Source organism: Kribbella pittospori (assembly GCF_004331465.1).
In the GTDB taxonomy this organism is placed as follows: domain Bacteria; phylum Actinomycetota; class Actinomycetes; order Propionibacteriales; family Kribbellaceae; genus Kribbella; species Kribbella pittospori.
Window position 1 is genome coordinate 88,268 of sequence record NZ_SJKB01000021.1, and the last position, 10,893, is coordinate 99,160.

The 10,893-nt window shown below is 66.3% G+C and carries 12 protein-coding genes; 5 read left to right on the forward strand and 7 right to left on the reverse strand.

Annotation, left to right across the window (positions count from 1 at the left end; all coding sequences use genetic code 11):
* Positions 1 to 18 precede the first annotated feature (18 nt).
* Positions 19 to 267, reverse strand: coding sequence for an SOS response-associated peptidase family protein (locus E0H73_RS40160; protein WP_131365618.1), 249 nt, complete (start codon positions 265 to 267; stop codon positions 19 to 21).
* A 316-nt stretch (positions 268 to 583) separates the two neighbouring features.
* Between E0H73_RS40160 and E0H73_RS48130 the strand changes: the two genes are divergently transcribed.
* The 4 genes from E0H73_RS48130 to E0H73_RS46270 all read left to right on the forward strand — a co-directional run bounded on the left by E0H73_RS48130 (position 584) and on the right by E0H73_RS46270 (position 3,005).
* A complete protein-coding gene (locus tag E0H73_RS48130) occupies positions 584 to 1,132 on the forward strand; it encodes an MFS transporter (protein WP_131365619.1) in 549 nt (182 codons plus the stop codon).
* Positions 1,117 to 1,986, forward strand: coding sequence for an MFS transporter (locus tag E0H73_RS40170; protein WP_337590345.1), 870 nt, complete (start codon positions 1,117 to 1,119; stop codon positions 1,984 to 1,986). Before E0H73_RS48130 ends, E0H73_RS40170 begins: the two co-directional genes overlap by 16 nt.
* 468 nt (positions 1,987 to 2,454) lie before the next feature.
* Complete coding sequence (locus tag E0H73_RS40175) at positions 2,455 to 2,664, forward strand: hypothetical protein (protein WP_131365622.1); 210 nt, start codon at positions 2,455 to 2,457, stop codon at positions 2,662 to 2,664.
* Between the two features lie 173 nt (positions 2,665 to 2,837).
* Complete coding sequence (locus E0H73_RS46270) at positions 2,838 to 3,005, forward strand: hypothetical protein (protein WP_165556030.1); 168 nt, start codon at positions 2,838 to 2,840, stop codon at positions 3,003 to 3,005.
* Between the two features lie 76 nt (positions 3,006 to 3,081).
* Here E0H73_RS46270 and E0H73_RS40180 read toward each other — a convergent pair whose 3' ends face one another.
* The gene (locus E0H73_RS40180) at positions 3,082 to 3,435 is read right to left on the reverse strand and encodes an ArsR/SmtB family transcription factor (RefSeq protein WP_202867810.1); all 354 of its coding nucleotides are present in this window, start codon (positions 3,433 to 3,435) and stop codon (positions 3,082 to 3,084) included.
* 29 nt (positions 3,436 to 3,464) lie between these two features.
* Here E0H73_RS40180 and E0H73_RS40185 point away from each other — a divergent pair, with 29 nt between their 5' ends.
* Positions 3,465 to 4,253 carry an SDR family NAD(P)-dependent oxidoreductase gene (locus E0H73_RS40185; protein ID WP_131365627.1) on the forward strand — a complete coding sequence of 263 codons (789 nt, stop codon included), beginning with the start codon at positions 3,465 to 3,467 and terminating at the stop codon, positions 4,251 to 4,253.
* A 798-nt stretch (positions 4,254 to 5,051) separates the two neighbouring features.
* Here the strand turns inward: E0H73_RS40185 and E0H73_RS40190 are convergent.
* From E0H73_RS40190 to E0H73_RS40210, 5 genes are all read right to left on the reverse strand, one after another.
* A complete protein-coding gene (locus E0H73_RS40190; protein ID WP_202867812.1) occupies positions 5,052 to 5,483 on the reverse strand; it encodes a PRC-barrel domain-containing protein in 432 nt (143 codons plus the stop codon).
* A gap of 1,392 nt (positions 5,484 to 6,875) precedes the next feature.
* Positions 6,876 to 7,538 carry a DUF998 domain-containing protein gene (locus E0H73_RS40200; RefSeq protein ID WP_131365629.1) on the reverse strand — a complete coding sequence of 221 codons (663 nt, stop codon included), beginning with the start codon at positions 7,536 to 7,538 and terminating at the stop codon, positions 6,876 to 6,878.
* 272 nt (positions 7,539 to 7,810) lie between these two features.
* Positions 7,811 to 7,957: an SsrA-binding protein gene (locus tag E0H73_RS40205; RefSeq protein WP_131365631.1), complete on the reverse strand. Its 147-nt coding sequence runs from the start codon at positions 7,955 to 7,957 to the stop codon at positions 7,811 to 7,813.
* 1,475 nt (positions 7,958 to 9,432) lie between these two features.
* The gene (locus E0H73_RS46755) at positions 9,433 to 9,597 is read right to left on the reverse strand and encodes a hypothetical protein (protein WP_202867813.1); all 165 of its coding nucleotides are present in this window, start codon (positions 9,595 to 9,597) and stop codon (positions 9,433 to 9,435) included.
* A complete protein-coding gene (locus E0H73_RS40210; RefSeq protein WP_202867814.1) occupies positions 9,584 to 10,294 on the reverse strand; it encodes an alpha/beta fold hydrolase in 711 nt (236 codons plus the stop codon). The genes E0H73_RS46755 and E0H73_RS40210 overlap by 14 nt, the downstream gene beginning before the upstream one ends.
* Positions 10,295 to 10,893 lie beyond the last annotated feature (599 nt).

Consider the following 10,893-nt stretch of genomic DNA (forward strand, 5'->3'; position numbering starts at 1 on the left):
CTCGACCAGCCCGGTGTTTCACCCCCACCGGTGTACGGTGCACACCGGCAAGTCCGGTAAAAGCCCCCACTTGAACAGCCGCAACTGGCGAACAGCATCGGCGCCTTTGGGGCCGCCGGCTGGCGGGCGCGCGATCACGACCGGGGCGAACTTGGTCGGGGCCACGTTGTAGTCCGGCTCCTTCAGTTCATCGGCCTTGTCGTCGTCGACCTGGAACTGTTCAGGCAAGTCAGTTCGGCGAGCTGTTGACGCGTAGCGACCACACATGAGTCCCAGACTGCCACGGCAGCGCCATCTGCACAGCTGACCCGGGTTGTTCGGTGCGCGCTGACTGGGTACCGGGGCCGGTTGACCCCCACCGAATACGAAACAATCATGAGCACGCCGGCCAGTCAGGCCGCGTGACCGAAACTGTCACCTGCTCGTGCAGCGGACCCAACTCCGGCACGCGACCCGGCGCGGCGACTAGCACGCCACACCCCTCTCCTGAGACTCGCTGAAGCACAATCGCTGCCGGAAGGGCAACAGTCAACGAGCCGCCCCTGAAGTTTGGGGGTTAATAGGGTGAGGGCACATTCTTGACATGGTGTTATCCCCCAAACCTTGGCATCCCACCGCGTTGGTTCTGCTCTGTGCTGCCGATCTTTTGGTCATGTTGGACGGGACGGTCGTGACTGTTGCCCTTCCGGCCATCGAACGCGATCTGGGGACTTCTCGGGCCGATCTTCAATGGGTGGTCACCGCCTACACCTTGACGCTCGGCGCATTCATGCTCGTGGGCGGTCGTGTCGGCGACCTCTACGGCCGGCGTCGGGCATTGGTGGTCGGCCTCGTCGTGTTCGGTGCAGCGTCGGGCATGGCGGGTCTGGCGCGCGATACAGGGCTGCTGCTGGCAATGCGGGCGGTACAGGGACTTGGTGCGGGACTGGCTGTACCTGCGGCGCTGGCCTTGTTGGCCGCCACCTACCGGGAGGAGCGCGAGCGTCAACGCGCGCTTGGCTACCTCTCGGCCACGCTGGACGTCGGGATGGTCGCCGGCCTTGTTGTAGGGGGCGCGTCATCACCGCTGCGGTCGGTTGGCCGTGGTGCTTTTTCATCGTCGTACCGCTCGGTCTCGTGTCAGCAACGCTAGCTCCGGCGGTTCTCCGAGAGAGTCGAGACGAGCAGGCGCCGCCTTTGGATGTGCTTGGAGCCTTGTTGGCCGCTGCAGGTTTCGGAGCATTGGTTTTCGGAATCGTTCGTTTTGAGCAGGACGGTGCAGATGCTGCTCCGGTCCTCGTTGGCGCAGCGATCTTGCTCGCCACATTCGTTGCAGTCGAGCACCGTCTGTCCACTCCGATGGTTCGTTTGGCCATCTTCCGTCACCGCCCGTTGACCGGAGCGAACTTGTCGATCGCCGCCAACGCGGGCGGATTCACCGGCATCATGTTCATCGCCACCCTTTACCTCCAGCAAGTGCTCGGTTACTCCGCCTTGGAGACCGGCCTCGCGTTCATCCCGCTGGCGCTGTCAGCATGTATCGGCGGTTTACTGGCGACCAGAATCGTCGCGTGGGCCGGCCCGCGACGGACCGCCGCCGTCAGCATGACGATCAGCGCCGCCGCCTTCGTTCTGCTCTCACACACACCGAACCACAACGGCTACGCACCCGTCCTACTGCCAGCCTTCCTCATCGCCGGGTTCACCATCGCCGCAGCCTTCGTACCGCTCACAGCACAAGGGCTCACCGGCGTACGAGAAGGAGAGAAAGGGTTGGCCTCGGGACTCTTCCAAACCTCCACCCACCTGGGCGCTGCGATCGTACTCAGTGTCTTGGCGACCGCCGCGACTAGCCGCACAAGTGCCGCCGAAGCCGCCGGGCAAACAAGCCACGCAGCAATGACATCGGGCTTCTCTGTCGCGTTCCTCATCGCCGCGGCCCTCCTTGCGCTCGGCGCTGCGACGGCAGCTCGGACCCTCCCATCCACCAGGGCCTCCAATGACTGACCATCCTGCGCCGCGGCAACACCAACCACGAGGTCTACAGCCGGGTGCTGCGTAAGCTCGGGCCTACTGGTGAAGGCGAGCGGCATGCCGAACACCTCGGCGGCCTGTTGTGCCTGCTCCTCTCGGCTCGTACCGACTGCGACCAGCTCGAAGTCGGAAAGGCGCGCAGCGCGGGATGTGGGGGTGCGTCGCCGGTCCCCGCTCGGGGCTCGCCGATGACGACTCGCACACTTACCTGCGTTGGGCCTGATCCTCGGCGCGAGGCAAGCCCGGCCGACGCGACGGCTGGTCGGCAACTCAGGCGAACACGATCAGGAACATGACCCCGAAGGTGCAGACGCCGAGCCGGATGATGATGAGCACGCAGACCGTCGTCGCGAGGGCCACATCCGGCGGCGCAGCGGGGCTGCGGTTGGGGGTTGGGTACGGGGGCTGTAGGCAACCACCTTCGATGAAGGGAGCACAGCCATGTCGGAGACGACGTCGAGCCGCAACAGTGGCCAGGACTGGACGGACGAGCAGGTCGAGCACCTGCACGACCTCGCAGCCGGGAATACACCCGTTGGCGTGATGAGCGTGAAGCTCGGACGGTCCGCGGATGCGGTTCGGTCCAAGGCGAAGTCGGAGGGGATCAGCCTGTCGCCGCCGAATCGATCGCCGTACGGCGACATGAGCTGAGGTCTGGGCGCATTCTGGTGCCATGGCCCGGGTCTGGCGGTGCGGGAAGTGCGACGGGGCGAACGTCCCGGAGCATCACCGGTTGTGCCCGCACCGCGACCCCCGGCTCACGGTCCGACAGGTGAAGATCATCGTGTGGCCGCCCTTCGGCCGATCACGGAACAGGAGCGGTGATGACTCCGGGCAGGCGACGCACTGAACCCACCGAGGTACGCATCCCAGCCGACCTGGCCGGCCCGGTCGAATTGGCGCTCGCCACTTCGGTCGACCAGATCCCCACCCCGCACGCTCTGCCCGGCGGCTGTCGCTACGAGGTGAAGTGGGACGGCTACCTTCACTGAAGAATGTCAAATAGTGTCGGCGGGCAGAGCCTAGGGTTACCGGAGGTGTCGGCCGGAGACCTCCGGTCAGCTGATGTTAGGGAGCGTCGGCGACGGTGATCGCGCTCACCTGGCCGCCGACATCGTCACCGTTGGCCGAGCCAAGCACGGCGTTCAGTAGTCCGGGGAATCGAACCTCGAGGTCGCTACGACGCAACTCAACAAAGCAGCGCGTGCCTTCCTGCCGCGTTCGGGTAATGCCGGCATTGCGCAGGATGCGCAGGTGATGGCTGAGGGTCGACTTGGCCACCGGTGCGCGTAACTCGCCCCATCCCCGCTCCTGGCCGTCGGACAGCACTCGAACCAGTCCGACGCGAATCGGATCACTCAGCGCGCTCATGACGCCAATGAGTGTCATGTCGGCCGGTTCGGGATGGCGCGCCTTGTCCACAAGGGTCATGCTAGCGTGTTCGATGTTCTATGAACTTCGAACAAAGGATTGGCGTGACTGCACACCAGCACGGGAACCTCGTCGGGGTTGTCGTCATCGTCACCGGTGCCGGCTCGGGCATTGGGCGCGCGACCGCTCTCGCCTTTGCCCGCGCTGGAGCCGTCGTGCTTGGCGTCGGGCGCCGCAAGCACGTCCTGGCCGAGGCCGCCGCTGCCCATGCCGGGATCGTTGCCTATCCGCTCGACCTGAACGCCCCCGACGCCCCTGAGCAGGTCGTCGAGGCTGCAGTGGAACGCTGGGGGCGAGTGGACGTGCTGATCAATAATGCTGGCGCGACCAGGGTGATGCCGCTTTCCGAGACGACCGCTGATGGCATCAACGTCCTGTTCGACCTGAACGTCACCGCCCCGAGCCTTCTCGCCCGCGCCGCCTTGCCGCACCTGCGCGAAACGAAGGGCTCGATCGTCAATGTCTCCAGTACCTACGGTCACCGGCCCTTGCCTGGCGCCGCACACTACGCGGCCTCTAAGGCCGCCCTCGAACAACTCACTCGCAGTTGGGCAGCCGAACTCGCTGCCGATGGCATTCGCGTCAACGCTCTCGCCCCAGGCCCGACCGAAAGCCAGGCCCTGATCGCCGCCGGTCTTTCCGAAGAAATGGTCGAGCAGATCAAGCGGGACGAGATCGCCCGGATACCCCTTGGCCGCCGCGGCGAACCAGACGAGGTAGCCGCCTGGATCCTGCGCCTGGCCGATCCGACAACCACCTGGCTCACCGGCCAAGTCCTCGCCATCGACGGAGGACTGGAGCTCGTCTGAGCAACGTCTCTCGGCCTGTCTGAGCGGATCTGCTCGGCATCGCCTCAATCCAAGGCCGACGTACAGCGGCTGCTACTGGCCCAACTCGAACTGCACCACCCGCCCCTGAACAACTCACCGACACCCTCTAGCCACCGACCAGGGCGCCAACTGGAGCGCTGAAAGAGAGTTCAGTCAACTAGCCGCGTCGCGATCGTCCGCGCGGGTACCTCTCGTGCCAGGCGAGCACGAGGGACGCACGTTGAGCGTGGTGGGCGGCTAGCGGACCAGGTCCCCTGCTGGACGCGTTCCGGCTGGCATTGACAAGCCCCGGACGACTGGTACCCCGGGATGGGTGATGTTCCCGGTCTTGTAGAGCAGCAGGGTCGTCACGTTGCCAGAGTGTGGGAAGGGGCCTGCCATGAGCCGCTACGTGATCCGCGTTAAGGGCACCTTGTCCGAGGAGGTCGTCGACATCTTCCCGTCGATGACCGCCGACCAGGAGTGACCGCAAACGATTCTGCACGGCCACCTCGTGGACCAGACGGCCCTGGCCGACCTGCTCAACCGGCTCGAAATCCTTGGTATCGACGTCCTCGAGGTCCTCCGGGTCCCTGCCTGATCGGGGCTGCGTCGCTGACTGACCCTTGTTTTGCCGCGCGTTCCTGTCCGACGCGCGGGTGATTGCCTGGCTAGATCGCGATGCGCGGTCACCGCCACGTGCAGCGACAGATTCGGCATGACGCGGACCCGGGCCGGCGATCCCGTAGCGGCGGCAGCGTGGCAGCGGCTACTGACGCGCCGCCCCGCAAGCATCGGTCATCGTGGGTACGGGCCTCCGAACGGCGGGTAGTCGTAGTAGGTGTAGACATCGTCGTAGTACCGGCGCTCGGGCTCGAGGTCGGGATCGTAGGCCGGTCCGCCGGCCACCTGGGTCCGTTCCGGCGCGATGTGGACGGCGTCCTCGTCGACGCGGGTGATCGCCTCGACCGGGACCAGTTGCTTGTGCTCGCCAAGCCCCAGGAATCCTCCTGAACCGACCTCGAGGAACCGCACTCGCCGTTCGGCCTCGTCGATGATCAATCCGTCGACCTTGCCGACCTGGTCCCCGTTGCGGTCCACGACCTTCCGCCCGCGCACGTCATCGGCCGGGTCGGCCAACTCCAAGGCGACGTCTGCCAGCCGGACCAGGGTGTGCGCGGAACTCTCTTCGGGGCCTCGATCGCTGTTCATCCTCGGCTCGTCGGTCATCTCGCACCTCCTCGACGCATCCTGCCACCGGCCGATGACACCGCGTACAAGCGACCACCGGTCGGTGACGTCATTCCGGTACCCATGCACATGAGCAACGTCTTCACCGAGCCCCAGGTCGGCGGCCGAAACGAGGCGGCCGAACGCGGCACATGTCGAATGAAGGCGAGTCGGTCGGGGTACTGGCAGGGGTACGCTCCCAGCGGGATTCGTCCGACCGCAGGGCCGAAGGTTAGGCAGTAGCGTAGGAATAGTTGATGTGTCGCAGTCGGGCACGTCCCCCATGGCAGGAACTCCAATGTCCGCAGACAGCCGGCCAACTGGATCTGGCGCCACACCTCCGCCGTCTCCGGCGCGGATGTCGGGCAGCGCCGCATTCGGGCGCGCCAAAGGGTTGCTGGCGGCCTGGTTCGGTCTGACACCTGGCGAGGCGGAGAACCTACTTCTGACCTGGGCGTGCGAGAACAAGATGTCGGCCTGCGAGCTTGCCACTGCCCTCGTCAGCGATATCCATGAGGGCCGGCCGAGCGGTTGCAGCACAGCGGTCTTGCGCTACCTTGAGGCCCGGCTGCGAGAAGTCGCGACGGTGTCGCGACCAACGTCTGCGCGGACACGAAAGGAATCAGACCGCCGCCGGTCCGTGGAGGCGGACACTCGGCCGCTGCCGGATCTCGATGTTGATCCCGGCGAGTCGAGGCCCGATCCTCGCGCCGACCCTGACCGAGAGCCTGACGCCGATCCGCTTGCCTGAGGCAGCCCAGCGTGCGCGTCGCGGCGCGCCGGGCCAGCCACCTCGATACATAGGCACAGGTCGGCCCAGCGGCTTCGCAGGCTCTGGTCCAGCTGCCGAGCCGCAATATGGCCGGCGCGATCCGGAGCCCGACCGGCCGTGCGCGCTGCCCTCGACCTCGCGCCGGATTTTCCTCGCCACGACCTCAGGCGAGTGAACCTTGGCCCGCGAGTTGGGGTTAGTGGGGGCGCGTTGGCGACCTGGGTGGCCGGGGACAAGCGAGCCCGCGACGGTGACGGCCGGTTGAGTGAGGACGAGCGGGCCTACCGCGCGGCGTGGCCCGCGCGATGCACCTCGGCGGGCGGCTCCGAGTCCAGACCGCTCGCCGCGTCTGGCCGAGCTGGCTCGGCGACCACGGCGCCGAGACCCGCCTAGCGAGAGCCGAGCACGAAGGAGTAAATGATTGCCGCTGGCACGTCGACCTCAGCGGCGCCGCGATCTGACTTCGGGTCCGGTGGACGACCTGCCCTTCCGCTCGCCCTTGATCTGGGCTTGCTGCAGTAAGCAACGTCTCTGGCTGTCCCGACCGACCCCGACCGGCGACGGCAACATTTGCCTCTAGCAACCGCCGCTCGAGGTTGAACGGCTGACTGGATCAGGGCTTACCTGCTCGAGATGTGCACGTCGGACCCGGCGTACGCCCGATCCGGCGCAGCGGCGCCGACGTGGAGGATGAGTGCGGCGAAGAAGGCGAATTGGATGCCCGCACCGATCACCAGCCGCACACTAATACTGTCCAAGTCGGGCCACACGTTGACCAGGACCACAGCCGCCGGCGCGGCCACGCACGCACGAGACCAGGCTCGCTCGCCGACGGCCGAGTACCGGCTGCGGAAGACCAAGCAGGCCGCCAGCCAGGAGACCATCGTGACCGCGAAGCCGGCCTCGTGCAGGATGCCGTGCCAGCTGTAGTCAGGGGCTCCTTCGGGCGCGCCGGGCGGGAAGCCTGCTCCCGCATCGGCGGTGCACACTCCGGCCACGACAAGACCGGCGCCGGTCAGCGCGACCAGTCTCGGAGCCCAAACCGAGCCACGGCCCGCCGACAGTGCGCGGCGCATCCCGGCTGCAGAGGCGACGTAGAGCAGGCCGGACACGACGAAGTTGGTGATCTGGATCCAGCCGAGCTCGCCGAGGCTCAGCAGGCTGATCGGATGCCAGGTGATGTCGAAACCGTCCCTGGTGAACGCCTCGACAAGACTGGCGCCGACGAAAAGCGGCCCGGCGACAATTCCCGCGGCCAGCAGCGGCGAAATGGAGCGTGACATGAAACGTCCCTTCTATCGGCTATCTCTCACCGGGGACGTCGCTGCGTACTGCGCGAACCGGACATAGCTGCACGGCCCGGTCTCCAGGTCCAGTTCGGGGATGTGATCAGTCGGTCCAGCGGGAATGTTCGGTGCCGTGCTGAATCGAGCTGGGCCGAGCCGCCGCACGCCTCTGCGCCGCCCGCGCGAGGGCCGCGATTTTCACGCAGCTCGATGTCCGCGCGCCACAGCGAGCAGGTCGCCGAGCACGCCTTGGCCGGCGAGATCCGGCCCTACGACCGGGCCAGTGATCGTGACCTGCCCGAGCGGCTCAGACCCTCCAGCACGATCCCCGCCTCCCAGGACTCGCCCAGATGGTAGTCGTCGTGGGCAGCCTTGTGGTTGCGCGCGATCAGGGGGTCGGCCTCGGGTTTCTTCACACGGTGATTCTGCCCCGACGGCCCGACCTGGGCGCCAACTGAGGTCGAGCTGGCTGCCCCTGGCCGAGCAGTGAGACCCTTTTGTGGCAGCGCCAAGTGGTGCGCCAGCTCATGCGTGAGGATCCCTTCGAGGTTGCGCTGCGGCGGCAGTGCGTAGAGGCTCCAGTTGGTCAAGGCGATCGTGCGGCCGACCGTGGCCGGTGGGGCGTCGGCTGTCCTCGCTCAGTTCACTGGTGTTGAGACGTCCGCCGCACGCAGACCCAGCGGTGGCTCCAGGAAAACCGGGGCACCGCGATGGCCCGGCAAGAGCCGACTTGCCAGAGCTACTGGAGATGGACGACCCGCGTGGTGCCACACGTGGTGCGAAACGCCTACCGGCCGTGTCAGCAAAGACGCTGGTAGAGGGCGTATGCAACGCTGAAAGTCTTCCTCGTAATGAGAAGGTCGTCGGTTCGATTCCGACTGGCAGCTCTCACGACTGGCAGCTCCCCAAGCCCCAGGACGTGGTTTCCTCGCCCGGGGCTTTTGTAATTCCGGCTTCCAGCTCGTTCGGTGCGCCTGTGGTGTCCCCCGGTGCGCTGGGCCGCATCCCAGGTTCTGGTCGATCGGGTGGCCGTACAGGTCCATCGTCATCGCCGCCGGCGCGTGGCCGAGGATCCGCTGCGCGACCTTCGGGTCTGCCCCCGAGCCGGGACAGCCGACGGGGCCGTGTGCCGCAGATCGTGAACTCGAAGTCTCGGGACGCCGATTGCCTCAATCGCAATAGACCAGCGCACCGACCGCTTCCTGTTGGCCTCGCTCAGCGGTCGACCCAAACGGCGCTTGGAACAGCCAGGCGCCGTCAACCTTGTCGCCTGCCCAGCGGTCAACGAGCAGGACCAGGTCGTCGACCAGCGGCACTGTGCGGGCGCGCTTGTTCTTCGGGGTGTCTATGGACGGCTCGCCGGGGCCGCCGTCGCCAGCACCACCCCTTGGAGTCGCAGGCTCGGCCCGGCACGAACATCCGGTCGCCCACCTGTAGCCCATCCAGCTCGCCTCAGCGCAAACCATCAAAGCTGAGCATAAGCACCAACTCGGCGTGCCGTCCTTCATAGGCAGCGGAAAGCTTGTAGAGCTGCTGGACCGTGAGGTCAATACCCGGAACCTGCACAGGGCGGCAAGGCCAAGCCTGACGGCGACGCGTCGAGCCTTGCAGCCCTGTGCAGAACCCGGGTGCGGGTCAGCTGTCCGACCGACGGCAAGAGGAGCCAAGCCTCGGGGGTTGGTCTACTCGTACGCACGCCGGCAGGCGACGCTGCGGAGCTGGAAGCCTGCCCTGATCTAGCCCGCGCATCAGTACGCCACAATGTGACCCTTGACCGCCGCCTGGTTTCGCCCGGACTGGACTCCCGCTGCTCAGGATGGCTTTGCGAGGTGGACACGCGTGCGCGTCCTACAATCGCGGGCAGCGCTAACCCGGGCCGGTCGGTGGATGCTCAGGCGGTCAGGAACGACCGCAGGGCCTCGGTTGTCGGCTGGGGTTGTTCCTCGGCGAGGAAGTGTCCGCAGTCGAGTGCTCTGCCGGTGATGTCGGGTGCGCGTTGGCGCCAGATGCCGGGCACGTCGTGGGCGCTGCCGATCCCGGTCCTACTCCAGAGCACCAGCGTGGGACAGACGAGTTGAGTGGAGGCGTCGGCGCGGTCGTGCTGGAGGTCGATGGTCGCGCCGGTAGTCCTCGCAGGTAGCGTGGATGGTGGCGTGGTCAAAGCAACGTTCGTACTCGGTGATCGCCTGCTCGTCGAGCCCGGCCGGCGTTGCACACCACTCGCGCAACGTCCAGCGGAGGTACATACGCGGGTCAGCGGCGATGAGGCGTTCGGGCAGGTCGTAGGGTTGGATCAAGAAGAAGTAGCGCCACACGGTGGTAGCGCGCTGTTGGTCGATCGTCTCGTAGATCGTCCTTGTGGGGATGATGTCCAGGATCGCCAGATGCGAGACTGCTTCGGGATGATCGAGCGCAAGGCGCAGCGCCACGCGGGCGCCGCGGTCGTGGCCGGCGACAGCGAACCGCTCGAAGCCGAGGTGGCGCATCACTCGCACCTGGTCAAGGGCCATTGCACGTTTGGAGTAGACGCTGCGATCACCGACGCCGGGCGGTTTGTCGCTGTCGCCATAGCCGCGCAGATCGGGGCAGACGACAGTGAACTGGTTCGCGAGCGCTGGCGCGATCCGGTGCCACATCACATGTGTCTGCGGGTAGCCGTGCAACAGCAGCAGCGGTGGACCGGCGCCACCGCGGCAAACATTGATCGTCATATCGCCAGCGGCGACCTGCTCGATCACGAAGCCTTCGAACATACCTTCGTGATACCACACAGAGGCGGCGAGAAGGCCTGGGGACGTTGCGTGCGAGGTCGAGGGTCCGAGCAATGCCGTCGATGACATGCGGATGCCGCAGCCCACGTCGAGTATGTGCGCTGCATTCGTGGCCGAGTCCCGCGAGCTCCGTGTGTTTCGATCCACGCCATGCCCGACCTGATGGCCTCGGCCAGCGGCGAGATGTCAGGGCGCCACGCGGTCTGCCACTCCACCGACCCGGCTAGTCACGTGGTGCGCGCCGGCGCCACGGGCGCCTGGGCCGTGAGCCGACCTATTCCAAGGTGGGCATGACGAACTCGAGGACCTGGCCGCGGTTGGCTGCCGTGGACGGCGGAATCCAGCGTGTTACGTGCACGTCCGCCACAATCCCCGGATGGTGCGATGTTCCCCCGGTGCCGTCGTATTCTTACTCCACAACCTGGAAGCGAGGCATGGTGCAGCGAGTATCGCGGGCAATTCATCGCATGGGACTACGCTGCGCCTAGCCCGGGCGTTGCAGTAACGATGTGATCGCGGGGGTCCGACACGTGTCGTAGATGTAGAGAAGTGCCTTGCCTGCAAGGGATTCTGTACTTGTC

Coding starts and splice junctions, on each gene's coding strand:
- E0H73_RS40190 (WP_202867812.1), bottom strand. CDS start 5,483: ATGACCGACGAGCCGAGGATGAACAGCGATCGAGGCCCCGAAGAGAGT.
- E0H73_RS40175 (WP_131365622.1), top strand. CDS start 2,455: ATGTCGGAGACGACGTCGAGCCGCAACAGTGGCCAGGACTGGACGGAC.
- E0H73_RS40160 (WP_131365618.1), bottom strand. CDS start 267: ATGTGTGGTCGCTACGCGTCAACAGCTCGCCGAACTGACTTGCCTGAA.
- E0H73_RS48130 (WP_131365619.1), top strand. CDS start 584: ATGGTGTTATCCCCCAAACCTTGGCATCCCACCGCGTTGGTTCTGCTC.
- E0H73_RS40210 (WP_202867814.1), bottom strand. CDS start 10,294: ATGTTCGAAGGCTTCGTGATCGAGCAGGTCGCCGCTGGCGATATGACG.
- E0H73_RS40185 (WP_131365627.1), top strand. CDS start 3,465: ATGAACTTCGAACAAAGGATTGGCGTGACTGCACACCAGCACGGGAAC.
- E0H73_RS40200 (WP_131365629.1), bottom strand. CDS start 7,538: ATGTCACGCTCCATTTCGCCGCTGCTGGCCGCGGGAATTGTCGCCGGG.
- E0H73_RS46270 (WP_165556030.1), top strand. CDS start 2,838: ATGACTCCGGGCAGGCGACGCACTGAACCCACCGAGGTACGCATCCCA.